Source organism: Citrobacter amalonaticus, assembly GCF_037053465.1.
GTDB lineage: Bacteria > Pseudomonadota > Gammaproteobacteria > Enterobacterales > Enterobacteriaceae > Citrobacter_A > Citrobacter_A amalonaticus_H.
Genome location: NZ_JBALIF010000010.1, coordinates 93,405 through 118,304 on the forward strand (window position 1 = coordinate 93,405; position 24,900 = coordinate 118,304).

Annotated in this window: 22 protein-coding genes; 10 read left to right on the top strand and 12 right to left on the bottom strand. The window is 54.1% G+C overall.

The annotated features are described in order from the left end of the window. Window positions 1-189: 189 nt before the first annotated feature. The 3 genes from zapB (at window position 190) to WB371_RS16895 (ending at window position 1,652) form a co-directional block, all read left to right on the top strand. Window positions 190-435, top strand: coding sequence for a septal ring assembly protein ZapB (gene zapB / locus WB371_RS16885; protein WP_336221189.1), 246 nt, complete (start codon window positions 190-192; stop codon window positions 433-435). Window positions 436-600: 165 nt separating this feature from the next. Then, the gene (locus tag WB371_RS16890; protein WP_336221190.1) at window positions 601-1,269 is read left to right on the top strand and encodes a hypothetical protein; all 669 of its coding nucleotides are present in this window, start codon (window positions 601-603) and stop codon (window positions 1,267-1,269) included. Beyond that, a complete protein-coding gene (locus WB371_RS16895; protein WP_336221191.1) occupies window positions 1,266-1,652 on the top strand; it encodes a hypothetical protein in 387 nt (128 codons plus the stop codon). Before WB371_RS16890 ends, WB371_RS16895 begins: the two co-directional genes overlap by 4 nt. 35 nt (window positions 1,653-1,687) lie before the next feature. Here the strand turns inward: WB371_RS16895 and rraA are convergent, their stop codons facing one another. From rraA to priA, 7 genes are all read right to left on the bottom strand, one after another. Then, entirely contained in the window at window positions 1,688-2,173 is a 486-nt protein-coding gene (gene rraA / locus WB371_RS16900; protein WP_042998924.1) for a ribonuclease E activity regulator RraA, read from the bottom strand. A gap of 92 nt (window positions 2,174-2,265) precedes the next feature. After that, window positions 2,266-3,195: a 1,4-dihydroxy-2-naphthoate polyprenyltransferase gene (gene menA, locus WB371_RS16905; RefSeq protein WP_336221193.1), complete on the bottom strand. Its 930-nt coding sequence runs from the start codon at window positions 3,193-3,195 to the stop codon at window positions 2,266-2,268. 66 nt (window positions 3,196-3,261) lie between these two features. Beyond that, window positions 3,262-4,593 carry an HslU--HslV peptidase ATPase subunit gene (hslU, locus tag WB371_RS16910; RefSeq protein WP_336221194.1) on the bottom strand — a complete coding sequence of 444 codons (1,332 nt, stop codon included), beginning with the start codon at window positions 4,591-4,593 and terminating at the stop codon, window positions 3,262-3,264. Window positions 4,594-4,602: 9 nt separating this feature from the next. Then, on the bottom strand, window positions 4,603-5,133 hold the full coding sequence (hslV, locus tag WB371_RS16915; protein ID WP_015966504.1) for an ATP-dependent protease subunit HslV: 531 nt from the start codon (window positions 5,131-5,133) through the stop codon (window positions 4,603-4,605). 91 nt (window positions 5,134-5,224) lie between these two features. Beyond that, complete coding sequence (ftsN, locus tag WB371_RS16920) at window positions 5,225-6,208, bottom strand: cell division protein FtsN (RefSeq protein ID WP_336221195.1); 984 nt, start codon at window positions 6,206-6,208, stop codon at window positions 5,225-5,227. Between the two features lie 85 nt (window positions 6,209-6,293). Next, window positions 6,294-7,319, bottom strand: coding sequence for a DNA-binding transcriptional regulator CytR (cytR, locus tag WB371_RS16925; RefSeq protein WP_336221196.1), 1,026 nt, complete (start codon window positions 7,317-7,319; stop codon window positions 6,294-6,296). A gap of 157 nt (window positions 7,320-7,476) precedes the next feature. After that, a complete protein-coding gene (gene priA / locus WB371_RS16930) occupies window positions 7,477-9,675 on the bottom strand; it encodes a primosomal protein N' (RefSeq protein WP_336221197.1) in 2,199 nt (732 codons plus the stop codon). A 204-nt stretch (window positions 9,676-9,879) separates the two neighbouring features. Here priA and rpmE point away from each other — a divergent pair, with 204 nt between their 5' ends. Beyond that, entirely contained in the window at window positions 9,880-10,092 is a 213-nt protein-coding gene (rpmE, locus tag WB371_RS16935; RefSeq protein ID WP_206164585.1) for a 50S ribosomal protein L31, read from the top strand. A gap of 51 nt (window positions 10,093-10,143) precedes the next feature. On the opposite strand, the gene metJ is transcribed toward rpmE, so the two are convergent. Beyond that, window positions 10,144-10,461 (bottom strand): met regulon transcriptional regulator MetJ, encoded by a 318-nt coding sequence (gene metJ / locus WB371_RS16940; protein ID WP_042325599.1) that lies wholly within the window; start codon window positions 10,459-10,461, stop codon window positions 10,144-10,146. Between the two features lie 277 nt (window positions 10,462-10,738). Here metJ and metB point away from each other — a divergent pair, with 277 nt between their 5' ends. Together metB and metL are read left to right on the top strand one after the other, a co-directional pair. Continuing rightward, on the top strand, window positions 10,739-11,899 hold the full coding sequence (gene metB / locus WB371_RS16945; protein ID WP_336221198.1) for a cystathionine gamma-synthase: 1,161 nt from the start codon (window positions 10,739-10,741) through the stop codon (window positions 11,897-11,899). A gap of 2 nt (window positions 11,900-11,901) precedes the next feature. Continuing rightward, complete coding sequence (gene metL, locus WB371_RS16950) at window positions 11,902-14,334, top strand: bifunctional aspartate kinase/homoserine dehydrogenase II (RefSeq protein ID WP_336221199.1); 2,433 nt, start codon at window positions 11,902-11,904, stop codon at window positions 14,332-14,334. Between the two features lie 63 nt (window positions 14,335-14,397). On the opposite strand, the gene WB371_RS16955 is transcribed toward metL, so the two are convergent. Next, window positions 14,398-14,769, bottom strand: a complete 372-nt coding sequence (locus tag WB371_RS16955; protein WP_336221200.1) for a carboxymuconolactone decarboxylase family protein — start codon at window positions 14,767-14,769, stop codon at window positions 14,398-14,400. Window positions 14,770-14,858: 89 nt separating this feature from the next. Between WB371_RS16955 and WB371_RS16960 the strand changes: the two genes are divergently transcribed. From WB371_RS16960 to katG, 3 genes are all read left to right on the top strand, one after another. Beyond that, window positions 14,859-15,764 (top strand): LysR family transcriptional regulator, encoded by a 906-nt coding sequence (locus WB371_RS16960; RefSeq protein ID WP_336221201.1) that lies wholly within the window; start codon window positions 14,859-14,861, stop codon window positions 15,762-15,764. Window positions 15,765-15,921: 157 nt separating this feature from the next. Next, window positions 15,922-16,812: a methylenetetrahydrofolate reductase gene (metF, locus tag WB371_RS16965; protein WP_336221202.1), complete on the top strand. Its 891-nt coding sequence runs from the start codon at window positions 15,922-15,924 to the stop codon at window positions 16,810-16,812. Between the two features lie 165 nt (window positions 16,813-16,977). Beyond that, complete coding sequence (katG, locus tag WB371_RS16970; RefSeq protein WP_336221203.1) at window positions 16,978-19,158, top strand: catalase/peroxidase HPI; 2,181 nt, start codon at window positions 16,978-16,980, stop codon at window positions 19,156-19,158. A gap of 51 nt (window positions 19,159-19,209) precedes the next feature. Here katG and gldA read toward each other — a convergent pair whose 3' ends face one another. Genes gldA through ptsP form a run of 3 tightly spaced genes read right to left on the bottom strand, consistent with a single transcriptional unit; the run spans window position 19,210 to window position 23,501 of the window. Beyond that, window positions 19,210-20,313: a bifunctional L-1,2-propanediol dehydrogenase/glycerol dehydrogenase gene (gene gldA, locus WB371_RS16975; protein WP_336221204.1), complete on the bottom strand. Its 1,104-nt coding sequence runs from the start codon at window positions 20,311-20,313 to the stop codon at window positions 19,210-19,212. A gap of 12 nt (window positions 20,314-20,325) precedes the next feature. Next, complete coding sequence (gene fsa, locus WB371_RS16980) at window positions 20,326-20,988, bottom strand: fructose-6-phosphate aldolase (protein ID WP_336221205.1); 663 nt, start codon at window positions 20,986-20,988, stop codon at window positions 20,326-20,328. Window positions 20,989-20,999: 11 nt separating this feature from the next. Further along, window positions 21,000-23,501: a phosphoenolpyruvate--protein phosphotransferase gene (gene ptsP / locus WB371_RS16985; protein WP_336221206.1), complete on the bottom strand. Its 2,502-nt coding sequence runs from the start codon at window positions 23,499-23,501 to the stop codon at window positions 21,000-21,002. 308 nt (window positions 23,502-23,809) lie between these two features. On the opposite strand from ptsP, the gene WB371_RS16990 reads away from it, so the two are divergent. Then, window positions 23,810-24,889 carry a PTS fructose transporter subunit EIIC gene (locus WB371_RS16990; protein WP_336221207.1) on the top strand — a complete coding sequence of 360 codons (1,080 nt, stop codon included), beginning with the start codon at window positions 23,810-23,812 and terminating at the stop codon, window positions 24,887-24,889. The last annotated feature ends 11 nt before the right edge of the window (window positions 24,890-24,900 follow it).

Here is a 24,900-nt window from a genome sequence, read left to right on the forward strand (position 1 = left end):
AATCAATTCATTAACCAATTTATTAACACTTACGAGTTAGACGAACATTGTCTGTCAGAGTTGACTGAAAAGAGTTGTTCACCGCAATCTACGCGGGATGGCGCTGGACAGGGACGACGGGGCTTCATACAATCGGCACTATATTTTGTGCGCGTACACATGTAGCGTCGCCTTGCCATTCAGGAGAGTATGACCATGTCTTTAGAAGTATTTGAGAAACTGGAAGCGAAAGTACAGCAGGCGATTGATACCATCACCCTGTTGCAGATGGAAATTGAAGAGCTGAAAGAGAAGAACAATAGTCTGGCGCAGGAAGTACAGTCTGCACAGCATGGCCGTGAAGAGCTCGAGCGCGAAAATCAGTCTTTGAGAGAACAGCAGAACGGCTGGCAGGATCGTCTGCAGGCGTTGCTCGGCCGTATGGAAGAAGTCTAATCCTCGTAATCGCTCATGCTGTTCTTTCCGTAGAGTAGGCCGGATAAGGCGCTTGCGCCGCCATCCGGCAATCAGCGGGAATCAATAAAAAAGGCACCTTTTGGTGCCTTTTTTATTTCAGTGAGAATAGAATCGCTTTTTATTGCGACTCACAAGGAATGCGATATGAGCAAAAGAAACGATATCATTGATGGTTCAGATAGATTTATTACTCGTGATATTACGCATGGATTAGTATACACAGAGAATCTGGGATGGATTGACTTAGGGCATGCGAATCCGAGCGGTGCTGAACACTTATGGTCACAAATGACGACATCTCATAGTAGTAATGATAGATATTTTGAGGTTAATTATTTTCAAAGTATGTCAACAAATATTGCTGGTATGAGAACTACAACAGGAATTTACAAGAAATTTCATGTGCGAAGAGGTTTAAGTGAACCATTATTAAAAAGTGTAGCTTTATCTATTTTTTTGAGTACATCCGTACAATTTGAGACACTACAAAATCTCTGGCCATATATAATCATTACAGATAGCGGCTATAGTGTCGAAGATCTCGTTTCAGACCTTTTTGGCTTTTACCAAGCTGTCGACTATGCAGATTATACCCCTTTTCTTCATATATGTTCCAAAGAAAAGGCTTACCGTATTTGGGACTATTATGGTCCAGTAGGACAGTTTAAAAACAAAAACATTCTTCCTTTACTTTTTCCAGATCCCCTCGATAAAAGTATAAAACATCAACCCTATTTCGGACATCTACCTGCGTTCATGTGCACGGTAAACCCTATAGCAGATCCAAATATTGTTCGTGAGGTATTCATATGAATAGGCTCATTATCATCATTTTAATTATTATATTTGCGTTGCTTTATTGCCTTTTTACTCTTATGCCATTTATCAATGAAGAATACATGCAAAGTGATTTTATTGAATATTATATTTTAACTCCGAAACCATTAAAATCAGCTCCCAGGGTAACAGCGAACTGGTATTTTATAAGCCAAACTGATGAGGGTAGTGGTCAAAAAATAAATTCTCTTATATTCACAGGGATAAAGACACAGAATCTTCAGAAGTTGCGTGAAGAACTAGATTCATATATTGAAAACTATCCAGATAATCATGTAATTATGTCTGTTTCAGAGGAAGTCGATAATGGAAACGTTCGTCTTCGCCTTAACTATTACGATAGCTTTGATGACAGATAAAAGAAAGGCCATCTTTCACAGACGGCCTTTTTTGATCACTCGATGTCGAGCGGGTCTTCGGAGAGGATGATTCCGGTGTTGTCGGCGTACAAATGGTCGCCGGAGAAGAACGTCACACCGCCAAAATTGACGCGGACATCGCTTTCCCCAATCCCTTCACCTGCGGCACCGACCGGAATCGCGGCAATTGCCTGAATGCCGATATCCAGTTCTTCCAGATCGTCGACCTGACGCACCGCGCCATAGATGACCAGACCTTCCCACTCATTCTGTACCGCCAGACGCGCCAGTTCGGCGTCGACCAGCGCACGACGGACAGAACCGCCACCGTCGACCAGCAGAATGCGACCACGGCCATTTTGTTCGAGCAGATCATAGAGCAACCCGTTGTCCTCGAAACATTTCACCGTGACGATTTGTCCGCCAAACGACGACCGTCCTCCAAAGTTAGAGAACAGCGGTTCAACGACGTTGACATCTTCCTGATAGATGTCACAAAGCTCGGAAGTATCGTATTTCATAGGCTTAACGTTCAGTTGCTGCGAGAATTTTTAGTATATCGCGCTATGTGTACTGTTGGCAAAATCATCAATTGTTAATTGATATTTGTCAGTTATCTGCCCCACTGACTTAAAAAGATACCCACGACAAACAGCAGGTTAGTTAGCAGCGCCGCTTTTACGGTGCGCTCAAGCATCGGGCGCATCGCCGACGGCTCCATTTGGCGCATCACGAAACGTGCCTGTTTCACCAGCAATGGCGCAGCCAACAGGAACAACCATCCCCACGGGCTTTGCAGTGAAAGTAGGTTAAACAACGCCAGACAAACCAGCGTTCCCATCAGCAGACAGGCATGGTAACGGCGGGCGTTGAGCGCGCCCAGGCGGACCACCAGCGTATTCTTACCGTTCTCACGATCGCTGTTGATGTCGCGCAGGTTATTGATATTCAGCACTGCGGTTGCCAGCAAACCACAGGCGGTAGCCGGAAGGATTAACGCTGGAATAAGCGTATGGGCCTGTAAATACCAGCTTCCCACCACGCTCAACCAGCCAAAGAAGACCAGTACGGAAATATCCCCCAGCCCAATATAACCATAGGGGCGATTGCCCACAGTGTAAGTGATGGCGGCGATAATCGATAAACCGCCCAGCACCAGGAAACCGACAAAATCGGTCAGAGTGTGACAGGCGACTGCGACCAGCGCCAGACCGGAAAGGCAGATCAGCACGACGGTGATAATCAGCGCCCGCTTCATCTCCTGCCGGGTGATCACGCCTTTCTGCATTCCCCGCAGTGGCCCAATGCGATCCGGTTTGTCGCTCCCCTTAACGGCATCGCCATAATCATTCGCGAGATTCGACAGGATTTGCAGAAGCCCCGCCGTAATCAGAGCCAGTAAAGCGACCAGCGGATCAAAGTATCCTTGCCACCACGCCAGAGCCGTACCGACGATGATCGCCGCGAAGGCGAGCGGCAGGGTCTTAGGTCGTAAACTTTCCAGCCAGGCCTGAGAGCGGCTAATTTGTTGTTGTTCAGTCATATTTAGCGCCAATAAAAATGGGGCTTATCAGCCCCATCAACAGTGATGAAAATGCATTGCACGCGATTATAGGATAAAACGGCTTAGATCTTCATCTGCGACCAGCGCATCCAGATGTTTGCTCACATAATCCGCATCAATTGTGATGTTCTGACCGTTCAAATCACTCGCATCATAGGAAATATCTTCCATCAGACGCTCAAGTACAGTGTGCAAACGACGAGCCCCGATGTTCTCGGTGGTTTCGTTAACCTGCCACGCCGCTTCCGCAATACGTTTAATACCGGATTCAGTAAATTCGATGTTGACGCCTTCGGTCGCCATCAGTGCTTTATACTGCACGGTGACAGAGGCATTCGGCTCCGTCAGAATGCGTTCGAAGTCGCCGGTGGTCAGAGCCTGCAACTCCACACGAATTGGCAGGCGCCCCTGCAGTTCCGGGATTAAATCAGACGGCTTGGCGATCTGGAACGCGCCTGAGGCGATAAACAGGATGTGATCGGTCTTCACCATGCCATGCTTGGTGGAAACCGTGCAGCCTTCAACCAGCGGCAGCAGGTCGCGCTGTACGCCTTCACGGGACACGTCCGGGCCGGAGGATTCGCCACGCTTACAGATTTTATCGATTTCGTCGATAAACACGATCCCGTGCTGTTCAACGGCGTCGATGGCTTCCTGTTTCAGTTCTTCCGGATTGACCAGCTTGGCGGCTTCTTCTTCAATCAGCAGCTTCATCGCGTCTTTGATTTTCAGCTTACGCGCTTTTTGCTTTTGCCCGCCCAGGTTCTGGAACATGGACTGCAACTGGCTGGTCATCTCTTCCATTCCCGGAGGCGCCATGATTTCCACACCCATCGGCGCAGCGGCAAGATCGATCTCGATTTCTTTATCGTCGAGCTGGCCTTCACGCAGTTTTTTACGGAATGCCTGACGCGCCGCTGAGGGTTCAGACTGCTGTTCAGACTGGCCCCAGTTATTTTTGGCCGGCGGGATCAGCACATCAAGGATGCGCTCTTCAGCCATCTCTTCTGCGCGATAACGGTTTTTCTCGATTGCCTGAACGCGCACCATTTTGATGGCGGCATCAGTCAGATCGCGGATGATAGAATCCACTTCTTTACCGACATAGCCCACTTCGGTGAATTTTGTCGCTTCGACTTTGATGAACGGCGCGTTGGCCAGTTTTGCCAGACGACGGGCAATTTCGGTTTTACCGACACCGGTTGGGCCGATCATCAGAATGTTTTTCGGTGTCACTTCATGGCGCAACTCTTCGTCAAGCTGCATGCGGCGCCAGCGGTTACGTAGGGCAATCGCCACGGAACGCTTCGCGTTATCCTGGCCGATGATGTGCTTGTTCAGTTCGCTGACGATTTCGCGTGGGGTCATTTCAGACATGGGAGATCCTTACGCTTTAGAGGGTAATTCTTCAATGGTATGGAAATGGTTGGTGTAAATGCAGATATCCCCTGCAATATCCAACGCTTTTTCCGCAATATCGCGAGCGCCGAGCTCGGTGTTTTCCAGCAGAGCGCGTGCCGCAGCCTGGGCGTAGGGACCGCCGGAGCCGATGGCAATCAGATCGTTTTCCGGCTGCACGACGTCACCGTTACCGGTGATGATGAGAGAGGCGGTTTCATCCGCGACCGCCAACAGCGCTTCGAGTTTGCGCAACATGCGATCGGTACGCCAGTCTTTCGCCAGTTCCACTGCGGCTTTGACCAGATGCCCCTGATGCATTTCTAATTTGCGCTCAAACAGTTCGAACAACGTGAACGCGTCCGCTGTACCTCCCGCAAAGCCTGCGATGACTTTGTCGTTGTACAGACGACGCACTTTTTTCACGTTGCCTTTCATTACGGTATTACCCAGTGTGGCCTGGCCATCGCCAGCGATAACCACATGGCCGTTACGGCGTACGCTTACTATTGTTGTCACGAGCAGACCCCTTGGTTACAAATGCAGAATACAAGCCCCGCACAGTGTACGGGGCATAATGCAACTATAGATGGGGGGGATTTTGGGGGTTTCAACCCCCGGAGGCGAGTCGAATACAGTTTGTGTGACCTGCCATCTTCAGGCGGCTGATGGTGCTGTCGGCATTCTCTTTGCCTTTCACCGGCCCGATAACGACGCGGTTCCAGCCGTTGTTAGTGGTGATTTTAGAGTCAAAGCCTTCGAATGCCAGTTGCGCACGCACGGTTTCTGCCTGCTCAGCGCCTTTAAACGAACCACACTGTATCATCCAGCGACGTTCGTCTTTCTTCTCTGTTGTCGGCTTCGGTGCTTCTGGCACACGCTCAACCGGCGCGGCCTGTTGCGTTTTCGGCGCAGACGCAGTTGTGTGCGCTGGCGTCTGTAACAGATCCTGATACGGCTGCGATGTGGCGGCAGGTTTCTGCTGCTGGGTGGCTTGCTTTGGTGTCTGCTGTACCGGTGCCGTTTGCGCCGTACGCGTTTGCTGCTGTGGCTGCGTACGCGGCTGCTGAACCGGCGGAGTGGTGTTCCACTGCTGCTGTTGCTGCTCAGCCTGACGCTGCTGGGCCTGACGCTGTAGCGTTTGCTGACGTTGTGCTGGCGTCTGCTCGTTCCACGGAACCTCGTTAAGCTGCGTTGGCTGCTGACGCATATCGGCCTGCATTTGCGCAAGCAACTGGCGCTGTTCGTCAGTCAGTTGATCCGGTTTCATCACCTCACCACCCGCAGACGGTTCGGTAGGCGCACGTACGCCTGGCTGGCGACTTTCCAGTTCTTTAATATAGCGCCAGCGCTCTTCCGGTTTGGGCGGCAGCCCGTTGCCGGTCACTTTCTGGCCCTGCAACGTTTCTGCTTCTTCTTTTTTATGATGTGTAATGAAGTACAGACCACCGATAAAGGCCACAAGGACAGCGGCGGCAATGGCGACCATTGCGGGCGATACCGCAGACATGTTGCGTTGCTTTTTCCGTGATGTACTCTTTTTGCGCCGCGAAGGTGCCGGTTGACCGCGACGTACATAATCTCGTTGTGCCACTATCGTTTCGCTGTATTTATTCGTTCGTCAGCCCGCCATGTTACTTAAGCGGCGGGCCTTTGACCAGAGACCGTGTCTGAAAGGTTTATGTTAAGGCGCGCGTTGTACCGCGAAGGATCAGCTCACAGTCCATCAATCGCGAGCCGCTGCTCACATTTTGCCCCTGAATCTGGTCGAGCAGCAATAGCATCGCTTCCCGGCCAATCTCAAAACGCGGTTGCGCAACAGTTGTCAGCGGTGGATCGCTAAATTCGGCTAACGCGATATTATCGAAGCCAATGATCGACAAATCACCTGGCACCTTGATTCCCTGACGCTTAGCCCACGAGAGCGCGCCAAGCGCCATGACGTCGCTATGGCAGAACACCGCTGTGGGCGGCTGCGGTAAGTCAAAAAGCTGTTTTAGCGCGTTGCCGCCAGCTTCGTAGGTGAAATCCCCACGGGCGATGTAATGTGGATCAACGACAATGCCACTGCGACGCAGCGCCTGCACGTAACCTTGCAAGCGGTAGTGACACAGCGGCATCTCTTCCGGCCCGGCGATGCAACCAATGCGCTGATGTCCCAGTTCATGCAGGTAGTTCACGGCATTGAAGGCGGCAGTCAGGTTATCGATATGTACGGTGGGCAGTTCCAGCTCCGGTGCAAATTCGTTTGCCATTACCATCGGCGGCAGATTGCGCTGTTCTTCAATGCTGGCGTCAAATGGCAGACGAGAGCCCAGCAGTAACATGCCATCGATCTGCTTGGTAATGATCAGATTGACGAACGTTTTTTCCTGCTGGTTCTGGTGCGCGCAATCGCCGATCAGCACCAGATAACCATGACTCGCAGCCGTGACTTCGATCCCACGGATCAGTTCACTAAAGAAGGGATCGCAAATATCCGGCACAATTACCAGGATGGTTCGCGATTCATTACGTTTAACGTTGCGTCCCGCCGACTGCGGCAAATACCCGACTTCCATAGCGGCCTGTTCGACCCGGTTTCGGGTGGACTGGGAGACTTTATCTGGGTTCATCAGCGCGCGGGACACGGTTGCCGTTGAGACTTTCGCCTTCATAGCAACATCTTTCATTGTAGCGGCAGCAACCTGCTTATTCGGTTTCACTCTTTCTCCTCGCCTGGGAAACCCGGCGCAGCACAATCCTTGTTTAAATTCACATCGGAAACATTTTTATCAGATAGCGAATGGAAACGGTTACAGAATTTTCATAAAAAGTGTGATGGATGTTGAATATTTCGATCCGCCTCGCATCGTGAGAGGATTATCCCTCAATAGGATCGACATCCAGCACCCATTTCACCTTGCGTGAGTCCGGTAGCGTGTTGATGAGCGTCAGCGTACCACTGATAATATGCTGCAAACGAATTCGCGACGGATGCTGCAACAATATCTGCCAGCGATAGCGGCCGCCGCGCTTCGGCGCCAGCGCCGGAACCGGGCCGAGCACCCAAAGCTTATCGTCAGCCAACGGGCTGGCCTGGATCAGATTACGTAGCTGCTGCAAAAAGATTGGCGCCTGTTGATTATTATGATCTTCCGCGCGAATGATGACGTGGCTGGTCCACGGCGGCAATTGCATCGTTTGTCGTTCGGCCAGCGCCTGCCCGGCAAACGCGTCGTAGCCTTTATGTAACAAGGTTTGCAGCAACGGATGCTCCGGATGGTGCGTCTGCAACACCACTTCCCCCTGTTTACCCGCGCGTCCGGCGCGCCCGGAAACCTGAGTATAAAGCTGGGCGAAACGCTCCGCTGAACGGAAGTCTGCCGAAAACAACGCGCCATCGACATCCAGTAATGCAACCAGCGTCACATCCGGAAAGTGATGCCCTTTTGCCAGCATCTGGGTGCCAATCAGGATCCTCGCGCCGCCGCGATGCACTTCTGCCAGGTGCTGTTCAAGCGAACCTTTGCGGCTGGTCGTATCGCGGTCAATACGCGAAATGGGCACGCCGGGGAAGAAGGGGGCCAACGCCTGTTCAAGCTGCTCGGTGCCTAATCCTACCGGCACCATATGCGTAGAGCCGCAGGAGGGACATTGACGTGGCACCGGGCGCTGGCTGTCGCAGTGGTGACAACGCAGATGGTGTTGTGCCTGATGCAGCGTGTAGTAGTGATCGCAACGCGGACATTCCGCTATCCAGCCACAGTCGTGGCACAGCAGCGCAGGGGCAAACCCCCGGCGATTGAGGAATAAAATCACCTGGTTGTCGGCCTGTAAATGCTGGCGCATGCGGGTGATAAGCGCGGGAGCCAGTCCTGCCTGCACCTGCTGGCCTTTTAAATCCAGCACGTGCTGGGTGGCGGGACGCGCATTCCCGGCGCGGCGCGTCAGGCGTAACAGGCGGTATTTTTTCTGCCGGACATTGCACAGCGTTTCCAGCGCTGGCGTGGCGGAGCCGAGGATAATCGGGATTTGCTCGCTGTGGGCGCGATACACCGCCAGATCGCGGGCGTGGTAGCGCCAGCCTTCCTGCTGTTTATAAGAACTGTCGTGTTCTTCATCGATCACGATAACGCCGAGATTTTTGAACGGCGTAAATAACGAGGAGCGGGTGCCGATGACAATGGCCGCCTCACCGTTTTTCGCTTTCAGCCAGGCGGACAGACGTTCACTGTCATTGAGACCGGAATGCAGGACTTCCACTGGCGCGTTAAAACGTTCACGAAAACGGGCGATGGTTTGCGGCGTCAGACCGATTTCCGGCACCATGACCAGCGCCTGCTTACCCTGCGCCAGAACGTTTTCCAGCACGCTCAAATAAACTTCGGTTTTACCTGACCCCGTCACCCCTGCTAACAGCCAGGCGGAGAAGCTGTCCGACGCGCTGTGAATTGCGCCAACGGCAGTGGCCTGTTCCGTGTTCAGCCGCAGACGTTCGCCACTGACGGCGTAGCGCGTACGCCAGTCGCTAAAGCCGGGCGTTTCGCTGGCCAGTTCGCATAAGCCTTTTTTACGTAGCGCCTGCAACGCAGCATCATTGAATTCGAGGTCGGCTACCCGATCGCGCCAGATTTTTCCCTGCCGCAATGCAGCCAGCGCCTGTTGCTGTTTCGGGGAACGTTTCAGGCTATTGAGATCAACAACCTGTCCTTCTTCGGTGGCAAACCAGTACCACATTGGCGCGTTGGTTGCGGGTTTCCCCTGGCGTAGCAGGATGGGCAGCGCATGGAACAGGACGTCGCCGATGGGGTGATGGTAATACTCCGCAGCCCAAAGCAGCAGACGCCATACTGAATTCGAAAAGACCGGCTCGCTATCCAGCGCGCCCACGACCGCCTTCAGTTCATTGATGGGCAGTTCGCTTTTATCGCTGACCGAAACCACAATGCCGACGCGTTCCTGCTGCTTGCCAAACGGCACACGCACGCGACAACCCGCTTTGACGCTCATGCCTTCCGGCAGAAGATAATCAAAGGTCCGGGGAAGCGGAACGGGTAAGGCAACGTGCGCTACGGGCATAAATCGTCCTGACTTGAAATCTGGCGGGTTAGTATACACATTAGTCGTGGGTGACGAACGAATCAGTTTGCATGAGCGGGCTAATTTCTGTATGATTCGCCGCCTTTGATGCAAATTGATTGTGTCAAAACTATACTATCAACATCGCGTGGTGTCTGGCGTTAGGGCTGGAAGAGCGACGCGGCCTTAAACTGAGGTTTCCCCATGAAAAAAGATATTCACCCGAAATACGAAGAAATTACTGCTACCTGTTCTTGCGGTAACGTCATGAAAATTCGCTCTACCGTTGGTCACGATCTGAACCTGGACGTGTGCGGTAAATGCCACCCGTTCTACACTGGCAAACAGCGTGATGTTGCAACCGGTGGCCGTGTTGACCGCTTCAACAAGCGTTTCAACATCCCGGGCGCGAAATAAGTTTCGCGGTCAGAGAAAAGCGCCGAAAGGCGCTTTTTTTGTGTCCGTAAATCAGTATTCCCACGTTTCCGGGTCGATCCCCAGTTCCCGCATGATCTCTTTCGCCGCTTCCGGGATTTCATCACTGCGTTCTTTACGCAGGTCTGCATCGTTCGGCAGGGGCTGCCCGGTAAAGGCATGCAGAAACGCTTCACACAGCAACTCGCTGTTGGTGGCGTGGCGCAGGTTGTTCACCTGACGACGCGTGCGTTCATCGGTGAGGATTTTTAACACCTTCAGAGGAATGGAAACCGTAATTTTCTTTACTTGCTCACTCTTCTTACCGTGCTCAGCGTATGGGCTGATATATTCGCCGCTCCATTCAGCCATGAGATACCTTAATCCTCTTCGTCATTAATATGAGGCAAGGCCATACTATTTGCATGGTTACTCGCCGTAATTCCGCATAGTTTACCGTACAGGCGATACCGTGACACGGATAAAGCGCCTGTAGTTGTGCGCTAATGCAGATAATTTTAACGGCTATTTCCAGTTTGCTCAATCTATACGCAAAGAAGTTTAGATGTCCAGATGTATTGACGTCTATTGTTAACCTGTTTACTCTGGAGCCTGACTTTTTATCGACTCAGCTCAGGAACACCCTAACATGACGCGTAAACAGGCCACCATCGCAGTGCGTAGCGGGTTAAATGACGACGAACAGTATGGTTGCGTCGTTCCGCCGATTCACCTTTCCAGCACCTATAATTTTACCGGTTTTAATGAGCCCCGCGCTCATGATTACTCCCGCCGCGGCAACCCGACGCGCGATGTGGTTCAGCGTGCGCTGGCCGAACTGGAAGGCGGCGCTGGGGCGGTTCTGACCAATACGGGCATGTCGGCTATCCATTTAGTGACGACCGTATTTCTGAAGCCGGGTGATTTGCTGGTGGCACCGCATGACTGTTATGGCGGTAGCTATCGCCTGTTTGACAGCCTGGCGAAGCGCGGATGTTATCGCGTACTGTTTGTCGATCAGGGAGATGAAAAGGCGTTGCAGGCGGCGCTGGCCGAAAAACCGAAACTGGTGCTGGTGGAAAGTCCGAGTAATCCGCTGTTACGCGTGGTGGATATTGCGAAAATCTGCCAACTGGCGCGGGATGCAGGCGCCGTGAGCGTTGTTGACAACACTTTTTTAAGCCCGGCACTGCAAAATCCGCTGGCATTGGGCGCCGATCTGGTGTTGCATTCATGCACGAAATATCTGAATGGTCACTCTGATGTGGTGGCGGGTGTGGTGATTGCAAAAGATCCGGAAACGGTCACCGAGCTGGCATGGTGGGCAAACAATATCGGCGTGACCGGTAGCGCGTTTGACAGTTACCTGCTGTTGCGCGGTCTGCGCACGCTTTCGCCGCGCATGGAAGTGGCGCAGCGCAATGCGCAGGCCATTGTCGATTATCTGCGAACCCAGCCGCTGGTGAAAAAGTTATATCATCCGTCGCTGCCGGAAAATCAGGGCCATGAGATTGCCGCGCGTCAGCAAAAAGGTTTTGGCGCAATGTTGAGTTTTGAACTGGATGGCGATGAGCAAACGCTGCGTCGTTTCCTGAGCGGGTTGTCGTTGTTTACGCTGGCGGAATCCTTAGGGGGGGTGGAAAGTTTAATCTCTCACGCCGCCACTATGACGCATGCCGGTATGGCGCCCGAGGCGCGTGCCGCCGCCGGGATCTCCGAGACGCTATTGCGTATCTCCACCGGTATTGAAGATGGCGAAGATTTAATTGCCGACCTGGAAAATGGCTTCCGGGCTGCAAACAAGGGGTAAACATGAGTGTGATTGCGCAGGCAGGGGCGAAGGGTCGTCAACTGCACAAATTTGGTGGTAGTAGCCTGGCTGACGTGAAGTGTTATCTGCGCGTCGCGGGCATCATGGCGGAATACTCACGGCCTGACGATATGATGGTGGTTTCCGCTGCGGGCAGTACGACCAACCAGTTGATCAGTTGGCTGAAATTAAGCCAGACCGATCGCCTCTCTGCGCATCAGGTGCAACAAACATTACGTCGCTATCAGTGTGAACTGATTAGCGGCCTGCTTCCCACCGACGTGGCGGAGGGTTTAACCCGCCTGTTTATCAGCGACCTGGAACGTCTGGCAAATTTGCTGGACAGCGGCGTCACTGACGCCGTCTATGCGGAAGTGGTGGGCCACGGTGAAATCTGGTCTGCCCGTCTGATGTCTGCCGTGCTGAACCAGCAAGGTATGGAATCGGCCTGGCTGGATGCGCGTGAATTTCTGCGTGCCGAGCGTGCCGCGCAGCCGCAGGTGGACGAGAGCCTTTCTTACCCGTTACTGCAACAACTGCTGATCCAGCATCCGGGCAAACGTCTGGTAGTCACGGGCTTTATCAGCCGCAGTCAGGCGGGTGAAACGGTGCTGCTGGGCCGTAACGGTTCTGACTATTCCGCCACCCAGATTGGCGCGCTGGCGGGTGTCTCTCGCGTTACCATCTGGAGTGATGTGGCTGGGGTGTACAGCGCCGACCCGCGCAAAGTCAAAGATGCCTGCCTGCTGCCGCTGTTGCGTCTGGATGAAGCCAGTGAGCTGGCGCGTCTGGCGGCGCCGGTTCTGCACGCCCGCACCTTGCAGCCGGTGTCCGGCAGCGATATCGATCTGCAATTACGCTGTAGTTATACGCCGGATCAAGGCTCCACGCGCATTGAACGCGTTCTGGCATCCGGGACCGGCGCGCGTATCGTGACCAGCCATGATGATGTCTGTTTGATTGAATTTCAGGTTCCGGCCAGCCAGGACTTTAAGCAGGCGCATAAAGATATCGATCAGATCCTCAAACGTGCGCAGGTACGTCCGCTGGCCGTTGGCGTGCATACCGATCGCCAGCTTCTGCAATTCTGCTACACCTCGGAAGTGGCTGACAGCGCCCTGCGCATTCTTGATGGCGCGGGTTTGCCGGGCGAACTGCGTTTGCGTCAGGGACTGGCACTGGTGGCGATGGTGGGAGCGGGCGTCACCCGTAATCCGCTGCATTGCCACCGTTTCTGGCAGCAACTGAAAGGGCAGCCGGTGGAGTTTACCTGGCAGTCGGAAGAGGGGATAAGCCTCGTGGCTGTTCTGCGTACCGGCCCGACGGAGAGCCTGATTCAGGGGTTGCACCAGTCGATTTTCCGTGCGGAGAAACGTATTGGCCTGGTGCTCTTTGGTAAGGGTAATATCGGTTCACGCTGGCTGGAACTGTTCGCCCGCGAGCAGAGTACCCTCTCGGCGCGTACCGGTTTTGAATTTGTGCTGGCAGGCGTGGTGGATAGCCGTCGCAGCCTGCTGAACTACGAAGGGCTGGATGCCAGCCGCGCACTGGCATTCTTCAATGATGAAGCCATTGAGCAGGATGAAGAGTCACTGTTCCTGTGGATGCGTGCGCATCCCTACGATGACCTGGTGGTGCTGGATGTGACCGCCAGCGAACAACTGGCGGATCAGTATCTCGATTTCGCCAGCCACGGCTTCCATGTAATCAGCGCCAATAAACTGGCCGGGGCGAGCAACAGTAATAAGTATCGCCAGATCCACGATGCGTTTGATAAAACCGGGCGTCACTGGCTGTATAACGCCACCGTAGGCGCAGGGTTACCTATCAACCACACCGTGCGAGATTTAATCGACAGTGGCGACACGATTTTGTCGATCAGCGGGATCTTCTCCGGCACGCTCTCCTGGCTGTTCCTGCAATTCGACGGTTCTGTACCGTTCACCGATCTGGTGGATCAGGCCTGGCAGCAGGGGCTGACGGAGCCGGATCCGCGTGTCGATCTGTCGGGTAAAGATGTGATGCGTAAGCTGGTGATTCTGGCGCGTGAAGCGGGTTACGACATCGAGCCGGATCAGGTTCGCGTTGAATCACTGGTTCCTGCACACTGTGAAGAGGGGTCCATCGACCATTTCTTTGAAAATGGGGATGAACTGAACGACCAGATGGTGCAACGTCTGGAAGCAGCCCGGGAAATGGGACTGGTACTGCGTTACGTGGCGCGTTTTGACGCCAACGGTAAAGCGCGCGTTGGCGTGGAAGCGGTGCGTCCGGAGCACCCGCTGGCGGCGCTGCTGCCGTGCGATAACGTCTTTGCCATTGAAAGCCGCTGGTATCGCGATAACCCGCTGGTCATTCGTGGACCCGGCGCGGGTCGCGACGTGACCGCCGGGGCGATTCAGTCGGATATCAATCGTCTGGCGCAACTGTTGTAGTTTTTTGCCGGATGGCGCTGCGCTTATCCGGCCTACGGTTCGTCAATCATGCTGGCCGGCGCGTTACCGGCCGGCAAACACCTCTTTGGCGGCGAACAGGCCGTTTAACGCGGCTGGAAAGCCTGCATATACTGCCATCTGCATTATCACCTCAATAATCTCCTCCTGCGTTAACCCGACATGCAGCGCGGCTGCAATGTGAACCTTGAGCTGCGGTGCGGCGTTGCCCAGTGCGGTTAAGGCGGCAACGGTAGCGATTTCCCGACCGCGTAAATCCAGCCCAGGCCGGGAATAGATGTCGCCAAAAGGAAACTCAATCAGATAACGGACGAAGTCGGGAGCAATGTCCTTCAGGCTCTCAACGACGGCATCGCCGCCTTTGCCATCGACCTGCTGCAACATGTTTTGACCGGTAATAAAACGTTCCGAATGCATGGTGTTTTCCTCGTTTGTGTCATGTATGGCGTGAGGATAGGGCGGGCGGAATCATTTGGATAATACCGTTTCCGTGATACCTTTTCGGTATGACAACACCCCCTCTGCACTCTCTGGATATCCGCCTGCTGCGCTACTTTGCGGTAGTGGCGGAAGAGAACAACATGAGCCGGGCGGCGCAGCGACTGTTTATGTCGCAGCCACCGCTTAGCCGCCATATTCGCCAGCTTGAAGAACGGCTGGGGGTAAGGCTTTTTGTTCGTCATACCAAAGGCCTGATGCTAACGGATGAGGGCGCTCGCGTGCTGGAGCTGGTGCGTCCGCTACTGGAACTGCAGGATAAAACTTACGCAGCCCTGAGTCAGTTGGCACAAGACGGTGTGAGGTCGCTGCGGCTGGGCTTAACGACAGCCTTTGAGCAGGGGATCTTTGCTTCGCTGGAAACGCAGGTGAATAGCCAGGTCGAGTCACTACGGATTGTGCGCCAAAGTTCGCCTGAGCTGGTGCGTCAGGTCCGGCGCGGAAAACTGGATGCCGCCGTGGTGGCGTTGCCGCTGGAAACGGCGGGAGTTGCTGTAACACCGCTTGACTGGCAGGAACCGCTGATTGCCTCATTGCCTGCTCTCTGGGCAGAATCGCACAGAGCATCCCTTCTGCTGGCGTCACTCAATGCGCGGCCGCTGTTCTGGTTTAACCGGGAGCGCAATCCCGCCTTCTTTGACTACACCCGGGAGCACTTTCGCCGGGTCGGTTACACACCTGCATGTCTTGAGGAGCCGCTGGAGCATGACGTTCTGCTTGCACGCATTGCCCATGGCGACGGTCTGAGCTTACTTCCCGCCTCGTTTGCCGCGATTCAGCGTCAGGGCGTGGTGTTTCGCCCGTTAGGTGACGATGCGTTACGTCTGCATGCAGGGCTAGTGATGTTGCCAGAGAACGCTACGCGCTTGCAGTGGCTTAAAAACATGACGCTGACTGCTGATATTTCCGCCTGACGTGAAAATTTTTCATCTTCCCTGATTTTTCCTCACCATCAACAGTGATTTTTCAGTTGACGTCATCCCGCTTTTCCGTCATTTTTACATCTGGACGTCTAAACGGATAGATGTTCACAACACAACATATAATGACAAGTGATTGATGAGGTAAGGTATGAGCTTTTTTCACGCCAACCAGCGGGAAGCCCTGAATCAGAGCCTGGCGGAAGTCCAGGGTCAGATTAACGTTTCGTTCGAGTTTTTCCCGCCGCGCACCAGTGAAATGGAGCAAACCCTGTGGAACTCTATCGATCGCCTGAGCAGCCTGAAGCCGAAGTTTGTTTCGGTGACTTATGGCGCGAACTCTGGCGAGCGCGACCGCACGCACAGCATTATTAAAGGTATTAAAGATCGTACGGGTCTGGAAGCTGCACCGCATCTTACCTGTATTGACGCCACGCGTGACGAACTGCGCACCATCGCCCAGGATTACTGGAATAACGGTATTCGCCACATTGTTGCGCTGCGCGGCGATCTGCCTGCCGGTAGTGGTAAACCAGAAATGTACGCCGCGGACCTCGTGAGCCTGCTTAAAGAGGTGGCTGATTTTGATATCTCTGTCGCCGCTTATCCGGAAGTCCACCCGGAGGCAAAAAGCGCGCAGGCGGATCTGCTCAATCTGAAACGTAAAGTGGATGCCGGTGCAAATCGCGCCATCACTCAATTCTTCTTTGACGTCGAAAGCTACCTGCGTTTTCGCGACCGCTGCGTCTCTGCGGGTATTGATGTGGAAATCATTCCGGGTATTCTGCCGGTCTCGAACTTTAAGCAGGCGAAGAAGTTTGCTGATATGACCAACGTTCGTATCCCGGCGTGGATGTCACAAATGTTTAACGGCCTCGACGATGACGCGGAAACCCGCAAGCTGGTGGGGGCGAATATCGCCATGGACATGGTGAAAATTTTAAGCCGGGAAGGGGTAAAAGATTTTCACTTCTATACACTTAACCGCGCTGAAATGAGTTTCGCGATTTGTCACACGCTCGGTGTCAGACCGGGTTTATAAATGCCCAGACCCTCTGCGGAGGGTTTTTTTACACCTCATTTTGATCTACATCTCTGTAACGAAAAATATAAAAGGCACTGGCTATCGAATCTGTGGATTATTTCGACTATATCTTATCTCTGTAGGTGTATATCGTAATGTAAACACTGTAAAGGGAGCATATAGATGAGCACGCCAGACGATATTCATAACCCGACGCCCGCCGGAAAATGTCCTTTCCACCAGGGCGGCCACGATCAGAGCGCTGGAGCAGGAACCACCAGCCGTGACTGGTGGCCAAATCAGCTCCGCGTCGACCTGTTAAATCAACACTCCAGTCGTTCGAACCCGTTAGGTGAAGAGTTCGATTACCGTAAAGAATTCAGCAAATTAGATTATTCCGCCCTGAAAGGCGACCTCAGAGCGCTGCTCACCGAATCTCAACCGTGGTGGCCTGCCGACTGGGGAACATACGCCGGTCTGTTTATCCGCATGGCCTGGCACGGGGCTGGTACTTACCGTTCTGTTGATGGACGTGGCGGTGCGGGTCGTGGTCAACAGCGTTTTGCTCCTCTGAACTCCTGGCCGGATAACGTGAGCCTCGACAAGGCGCGTCGTCTGCTGTGGCCTATTAAGCAAAAATACGGACAAAAAATTTCCTGGGCCGATCTGTTTATTCTGGCGGGTAACGTCGCACTGGAAAATTCGGGGTTCCGTACCTTTGGTTTTGGTGCGGGCCGCGAAGACGTCTGGGAACCGGATATGGATGTGAACTGGGGCGATGAGAAAACATGGCTTGCGCATCGCGACCCGGAAGAACTGGCAAAACGTCCTTTAGCGGCAACCGAGATGGGGCTTATCTACGTTAACCCGGAAGGCCCTAACGCCAGCGGTGAACCTCTTTCTGCGGCCTCAGCGATTCGTGCAACCTTTGGCAACATGGGAATGAACGATGAAGAAACCGTCGCGCTGATTGCGGGCGGTCACACTCTGGGCAAAACCCACGGTGCAGGTCCGGCGACGCATGTCGGCCCGGATCCGGAAGTCGCGCCGCTTGAAAACCAGGGGTTAGGCTGGAAAAGTGATTTTGGCAGTGGTGTAGGCGCCGATGCCATTACTTCCGGACTGGAAGTGGTCTGGACGCAAACTCCAACGCAGTGGAGCAACTACTTCTTCGAGAACCTGTTCAAATATGAATGGGTGCAGACACGCAGCCCGGCTGGCGCAATCCAGTTTGAAGCGGTCGATGCTCCGGAAATCATTCCTGATCCGTTCGATCCGTCGAAAAAACGTAAGCCCACCATGCTGGTCACCGACCTGACGCTGCGCTTTGATCCGGAATTTGAGAAAATTTCCCGTCGTTTCCTGAACGATCCGCAGGCCTTTAACGAAGCCTTTGCCCGTGCGTGGTTTAAACTGACGCACCGCGATATGGGGCCAAAAGCGCGTTACATCGGACCGGAAGTACCAAAAGAAGATTTAATCTGGCAGGATCCGCTGCCGCGTCCGACCTTCCATCCGACAGAAGAAGACATCCTGAAACTGAAATCTGCGATTGCGGATTCCGGACTGTCGGTGAGTGAACTGGTTTCAGTCGCATGGGCCTCTGCCTCTACTTTCCGTGGTGGTGACAAACGCGGTGGGGCGAACGGTGCGCGTCTGGCATTAGCGCCGCAGCGCGGCTGGGATGTCAATGCGATTGCCGTACGTGCATTGCCGGTTCTGGAAAAAATCCAGCGTGATTCCGGTAAAGCCTCCCTGGCTGATATCATTGTTCTGGCAGGTGTTGTAGGGGTTGAACAAGCCGCCAGCGCCGCAGGGGTCAGTATTCACGTTCCGTTCACCCCGGGCCGTGTGGACGCAAGTCAGGATCAAACCGACATTGAGATGTTTGAACTGCTCAAACCTGTCGCTGATGGTTTCCGTAACTATCGTGGTGAGCCTGGCGTGGCACCAACAGAGTCTTTGCTGATCGATAAAGCGCAGCAGTTGACCCTGACCGCACCGGAAATGACCGTGCTGGTGGGGGGACTGCGCGTTCTTGGCGCGAACTTCGATGGCAGTAAGCACGGCGTCTTTACCGAACGCCCGGGCGTACTCAGCAATGACTTCTTCGTTAACCTGCTGGATATGCGTCACGAATGGAAACCGGTTGATGAGTCAAACGAACAGTTTGAAGGTCGCGATCGTCAGAGTGGTGAAGTGAAATACACCGCGTCCCGTGCAGACCTGGTGTTTGGTTCTCACGCGGTGCTGCGTGCGCTGGCGGAAGTGTATGCCGGTAGCGATGCGCACGTGAAGTTTGTGAAGGACTTTGTCGCGGCATGGGTGAAAGTGATGAACCTGGACCGTTTCGACCTGCTGTAAGTCGTTATCGCTAAAATAATCCCCGCTGACGCGGGGATTATTATTTGGTGCTTATTCCCACTCTTGCAGGTAGCGCTGACCGTACTGGTCGGCAACCAGCAACGACGCGTAAACCTGATCCGGCGTAACGCCGCCAGGCATGTTATGAATGGTTTCGCCTTCCGCACAAGAAGCTTCTGCCACAATGCGCATTTTAGTCGGAATATCCTGTTTGATATCCAGTTGCGCCAGGGTGATCGGCAGGCCCACGGAATGGCACAGGGCGGCAACGGTTTCAATCTCTTCAACCGGGGCGTTTTCCAGTACCAGTTGGGTCAGCGTACCAAATGCCACTTTTTCACCGTGATAGTAGTGGTGCGCATCCGGGATTGCCGTCAGGCCGTTGTGGATCGCGTGGGCCGCTGCCAGACCGCCGCTCTCAAAGCCGACGCCGCTCAGATAGGTGTTCGCCTCAATCACGCGTTCCAGCGCCGGGGTGACGACATGCTGCTCGGCGGCCAGCATCGCTTTTTCAGCCTCTTCAATCAGCGTGTTGTAGCAGAGTTCAGCCAGTGACAGGGCGGCCTGAGTGCATTTTCCGCCCGCCATGGTGGTTGCGCCACTGCGTGCGCAGGCGCGGGCTTCGAACCAGGTTGCCAGCGCATCGCCAATCCCTGCCGCTAACAAACGTGCTGGCGCACCGGCAACGATTTTAGTGTCGACGATAACCATATGCGGGTTGTGCGGTAGCAGAAGATAACGGTCAAATTCACCGTTATCGGTATAGATAACGGACAGGGCGCTGCACGGTGCGTCAGTTGATGCGATGGTTGGCGCCACTGCCACAGGGATGTTCATAAAATGGGCAAGGGCTTTTGCGGTGTCCAGCGTTTTACCCCCGCCAATGCCGAGAACGGCGCCGCATTGGGCTTTTTCCGCCACGTCGCGCAGACGATTGATCTCGTTTTGTGAGCATTCACCGCCAAACGGCGCTATTTCAAACGCAATCCCCGCGTCTTTAAAACTTTTTTCCAGTTCGCCCTGAGCAAAGCCTAAAACAAATTTATCTCCGACCACCAACCAGCGCTCTGCCAGCGGTTTGAGGTATTCACCAAGACGTGTGATGACATCTGCTCCCTGGATGTACTTACCAGGTGATTGAATAATCCGATCCATATTTCAATTCCCTCAAAGGTTGATATTACCAAATGCGTTTTTCCAGTCTTGCTCAAACTTCTCTATCGCTGACTCTACCGCAGGGGTATCGAGCATTTGTTGCGCTACATCTAAAGGAAGTGTGATTGCCTCGCAGCCCGCCAGTAAGCAATCCAGTGCCTGACGCGGCGTTTTAAAACTGGCCGCCAACACCATACAGTTGGGCGCATGCAGTTCCAGCAATGTCTGCAACTCCTGTACCGTACGGATCCCGTCTCCACCCTGGGCATCGACGCGGTTCACGTAAGGCGCGACATACTTCGCCCCCGCCAGCGCCGCCAACAGTCCCTGGGATGCGCTGTAAACGGCAGTCCCCAGCGTGGTAATTCCCTCTTTTTTCAGTTGTTTGATTGCCGCCAGACCTTCGGAGGTGACCGGAATTTTCACCACAATGCCCGGAACCGCTTCATGCAGGCGTTTGGCTTCGCTCACCATGCCCTGCGCATCGCGACTCATGGTTTGAGCGAACAGGATGCCCTCTTTACCAATGGCTTTTTGCAGGCGAGGCAGTACATCCCAGATGGATTCTTTGCTCGCTGCCACAATACTCGGATTCGTTGTGACGCCGGCGATAGGGAAGATACGGGCCAGACGTTCAACTTCAGCGACGTTTGCGGTATCCAGATACAGTTCCATTTTGCTTCCTCTTAAAGTTCAAGCTCGTGTTGCAGCAGGCTGGCGATAGCGTCAGCAGACGCGGCATTGACCAGCGCATTGCGGAATTCTTCATGCATGATGCGGCGTGCCAGGCGCGAGAATATCCGCATATGCTGGTCGCCCGCGGCGTGTTTGTTAAGCGTCAGCATGATGATGAACTGCGCATCGTCATCACCCCAGCGCACGGGCGCTTGCAGGCGCGCCACGCTGATGGTGGATTGCTCAATATGTTCAGATTTGCTGTGCGGAATGGCGAAGCCGAAGCCCAGCCCGGTGGAGAAGACCGCTTCGCGCGCCCACAGATCGGCTTCCAGTTTACGCGGATAACGGCAACGACCCGCCAGCAACAGATTGTCAGTCATGCCTTTGATGACCTCTTCTTTGCTGCGCCAGTCACTGTCCAGCGTGATGCACTGAGCGGTGACCAGTGGTGCATCCTGTTGGGTCATGCGGAACTGCGCCAGCAGATGCTCAACTTCCAGCGAGGTGCGACAGGCCATCGCCTGGTTCAACAACTGACGGCAGGCACGGCTGTCGAGTTGCGCCATTCGTGCCTTGGCAGCCGGAATCGACGGCGCGCTCATGCTGATTTCGTCCAGTCCCAGGCCAACGAGAAGTGGCAGAACAGAGCCTTTCGCGCCCAGTTCGCCGCACAGGCCAATCCATTTCCCCTGACGATGTACCGCCTGTACGGCGAAATCCAGAGCGCGCAGAAAGGCCGGATTCAGACTGTTGTAGTGGCGGGTGACTTTGGCGTTATCGCGGTCGACGGCCAGCAGGTATTGCGTCAGGTCGTTACTCCCAATACTAAAGAAATCAATCTCTTCGCAACACTGATCGATGATAAACATCACCGACGGAACTTCCAGCATGATGCCGAGCGGGATCGTCTCATCAAACGCGATGTGCTCATTGCGTAGCTGCTGTTTGGCTTCCGCCAGTTTCTCTTTCACCCACAGGATCTCTTCCATTGAGGAGATCATCGGGATCATAATTTTCAGCTTGCCGTGTGCCGATGCGCGCAGGATCGCGCGTAACTGCGTGGTAAACAGCGCGGCATATTCTTCATAAATACGCACCGCGCGATAGCCGAGGAAAGGGTTGGTTTCGGCAGGAATATTAAGGTAATCAACCGGTTTATCACCGCCAATATCCATGGTGCGCACAATAATGCTGCGCCCTTGCGCGGATTCCAGCGCCTGACAAAAAATGTTGTATAACTCCCCCTCGCCAGGCGCGCTGATGCGGTCCATATACAGCATTTCGGTACGAAAGAGACCAACGGCTTCCGCCCCGTTACCGAATGCCGCTTGCGCTTCCACGGAGTGGGCGATGTTTGCTGCGACTTCCATACGGATGCCGTCAGCCGTGCGTGCTTCCTGAGTCAGCCAGACGCGCTGTTGTTCACGCAGGATCGCCTGAACTTGAGCTTCCTGCTGATAGTAGCGCGCGACCGGTTCGTCCGGGGCCACGACGATAGCGCCCGCATTCCCGTCGATATAAACCGTCTGTTGCAGCCAGGGCGTTAAGCTGTCGATTTCCACGCCAACCAGCGTGGGGATATTGAACGAACGGGCAAGAATCACCGTGTGTGACGTGGTGCCGCCACTTTTCAGCAGCAGGCCTTTGAGGAACGTTTTGTCCAGCTCAAGAAACTGGCTCGGTGTGAGTTCTTCGGCCATACAGATGGCGGGTTGCGTCAGTTTACCCGGTGCCGGAAAGCGTTGTTCGCCGTAAATGTGCTGCAACAACTGAAAGCAGACATCGCGTACATCCAGCGCACGCTCCTGCAAATAGCTACTGCTGGAGCGGGCGAACTCATCACAAAAATGGTTGGCGCTTTCCACAATTGCCTGGGCGCAACTTAGTCCCCGGGTGACGCCTGACAGCAGATGTTGACGCAAAGAGGTATCGCCCGCCAATGAACGATGCGCTTCCAGAATCGCGCTGGTCGCCCCGTCGCTGTCCAGCAAACGAAACTCAATGTTTTTCATCAGCAGCGTTAAGCCGCGATCCAGCGCTGACTGCTCGCTTTCTGTGTCTTTCGCGACCGGGAGATCGCCGAGGGCATTGAGATCCAGCGAGGAAAGCAGCGTCAATATGCCGCCTGCGCTACCACTACAGACGCTGCGGGCGCGGAAAAGCTGAGGGTTGAGGTGAGTCAGTGACGTTGGAAGCGGCTCTGATTCGCTATCTTTGACTTCTGCCAGCGGCGCATCGCAGTGGGGGAATTCGTCTCGTAACCATTGCGCCAGACGTCGGTGGGCGTCGGCCTCATCGGCGCCTGAGATCAGTAACCGGCAGTTGTCCCCTGCCAGCGTATCGGTGCCAATTAGCGCCAGCGCGCTTTTGGCGTTTCCCTTACGATCGGTACGAAGGTTGTGCCACTCAATGTGTGAGGTAAACGTATTGCACAGCGTTTCAACATGGCTTGCCGGACGTGCATGGACGCCATTGGGCAGCTCACAGGTAAATTCCACAATCAGGGCCATTGCCTCTCTCCCATAACGATTTTCTGGTTACAGAATAAAAGGGCTTCGTTGCCTCCTGCCATGTGACAAATCTGCCAAAAGCTGGACAAATGTAATGTAAGCCAGAAAGTGCGAGATACTTCACAAGTCGGCGGATTATCTGCGGGTTCTGATATTTCATAACTTATGAGGCGGATCTCATTTTTGTACTGACATTACAAAAATCCAGTAAATGGCCTTTTTATCCACTGTCTGCGCTGTTCCGGATTGCCTATTGTTTGCCTCAACAACATTATGGATATGGGCTTTTACCAGCCCGGGAGCAGCTTATGAAAGAGTTGGTGCAGATCCTGAAAAATACCCGGCAGCATCTTATGACGGGTGTGTCGCATATGATCCCCTTTGTCGTAGCAGGCGGCATATTACTGGCGATTTCTGTCATGCTGTACGGCAAAGGTGCAGTACCGGATGCCGCCACCGATCCTAATCTCAAAAAATTGTTTGATATTGGTGTCGCTGGATTAACGCTGATGGTGCCATTTCTTGCGGCGTACATCGGTTATTCAATTGCAGAACGTTCCGCACTGGCGCCTTGCGCGATTGGTGCCTGGGTGGGGAATAGCTTTGGCGCGGGGTTCTTCGGGGCGCTAATTGCCGGGATTATCGGCGGCATTGTCGTCCATTACCTGAAAAAGATCCCTGTTCATAAGGTGTTGCGTTCGGTGATGCCGATCTTTGTGATCCCTATTGTCGGTACCTTTATCACCGCAGGCATCATGATGTGGGGGCTGGGTGAACCAGTGGGCGCGCTGACGGCCAGCCTGACCCAGTGGCTGCAAGGGATGCAGCAGGGCAGCGTTGTGATGTTAGCGGTCATCATGGGGCTGATGCTGGCTTTTGATATGGGCGGCCCGATTAACAAAGTGGCTTACGCCTTCATGCTGATTTGCGTAGCGCAAGGGGTTTATACCGTTGTGGCCATTGCTGCGGTGGGGATCTGCGTTCCGCCATTGGGCTTAGGACTGGCGACGCTGATTGGCCGTAAAAATTTCTCTTCTGAAGAACGTGAAGCCGGTAAAGCGGCGCTGGTGATGGGCTGTGTTGGTGTGACCGAAGGCGCCATTCCTTTCGCCGCGGCGGACCCGCTGCGCGTTATTCCTTCCATTATGTTGGGCTCTGCCTGTGGCGCGGTGACTGCAGCTCTGTTTGGCGCTCAGTGCTACGCCGGTTGGGGTGGTCTCATCGTTCTGCCAGTGGTTGAAGGCAAGCTGGGCTATGTCGCCGCGGTTGCGGTGGGCGCGGTCGTCACGGCGATCTGCGTGAACGTGCTGAAAAGCCTGGCGCGGAAGAATGCTTCTTCGGTCGATGAGAAAGAAGACGATCTCGATTTAGATTTTGAAATGAATTAAGTGAGGAATGA

Coding starts and splice junctions, on each gene's coding strand:
- zapB (WP_336221189.1), top strand. CDS start 190: ATGACCATGTCTTTAGAAGTATTTGAGAAACTGGAAGCGAAAGTACAG.
- WB371_RS16890 (WP_336221190.1), top strand. CDS start 601: ATGAGCAAAAGAAACGATATCATTGATGGTTCAGATAGATTTATTACT.
- WB371_RS16895 (WP_336221191.1), top strand. CDS start 1,266: ATGAATAGGCTCATTATCATCATTTTAATTATTATATTTGCGTTGCTT.
- rraA (WP_042998924.1), bottom strand. CDS start 2,173: ATGAAATACGATACTTCCGAGCTTTGTGACATCTATCAGGAAGATGTC.
- menA (WP_336221193.1), bottom strand. CDS start 3,195: ATGACTGAACAACAACAAATTAGCCGCTCTCAGGCCTGGCTGGAAAGT.
- hslU (WP_336221194.1), bottom strand. CDS start 4,593: ATGTCTGAAATGACCCCACGCGAAATCGTCAGCGAACTGAACAAGCAC.
- priA (WP_336221197.1), bottom strand. CDS start 9,675: ATGCCCGTAGCGCACGTTGCCTTACCCGTTCCGCTTCCCCGGACCTTT.
- rpmE (WP_206164585.1), top strand. CDS start 9,880: ATGAAAAAAGATATTCACCCGAAATACGAAGAAATTACTGCTACCTGT.
- metJ (WP_042325599.1), bottom strand. CDS start 10,461: ATGGCTGAATGGAGCGGCGAATATATCAGCCCATACGCTGAGCACGGT.
- metB (WP_336221198.1), top strand. CDS start 10,739: ATGACGCGTAAACAGGCCACCATCGCAGTGCGTAGCGGGTTAAATGAC.
- metL (WP_336221199.1), top strand. CDS start 11,902: ATGAGTGTGATTGCGCAGGCAGGGGCGAAGGGTCGTCAACTGCACAAA.
- WB371_RS16955 (WP_336221200.1), bottom strand. CDS start 14,769: ATGCATTCGGAACGTTTTATTACCGGTCAAAACATGTTGCAGCAGGTC.
- WB371_RS16960 (WP_336221201.1), top strand. CDS start 14,859: ATGACAACACCCCCTCTGCACTCTCTGGATATCCGCCTGCTGCGCTAC.
- metF (WP_336221202.1), top strand. CDS start 15,922: ATGAGCTTTTTTCACGCCAACCAGCGGGAAGCCCTGAATCAGAGCCTG.
- katG (WP_336221203.1), top strand. CDS start 16,978: ATGAGCACGCCAGACGATATTCATAACCCGACGCCCGCCGGAAAATGT.
- gldA (WP_336221204.1), bottom strand. CDS start 20,313: ATGGATCGGATTATTCAATCACCTGGTAAGTACATCCAGGGAGCAGAT.
- fsa (WP_336221205.1), bottom strand. CDS start 20,988: ATGGAACTGTATCTGGATACCGCAAACGTCGCTGAAGTTGAACGTCTG.
- ptsP (WP_336221206.1), bottom strand. CDS start 23,501: ATGGCCCTGATTGTGGAATTTACCTGTGAGCTGCCCAATGGCGTCCAT.
- WB371_RS16990 (WP_336221207.1), top strand. CDS start 23,810: ATGAAAGAGTTGGTGCAGATCCTGAAAAATACCCGGCAGCATCTTATG.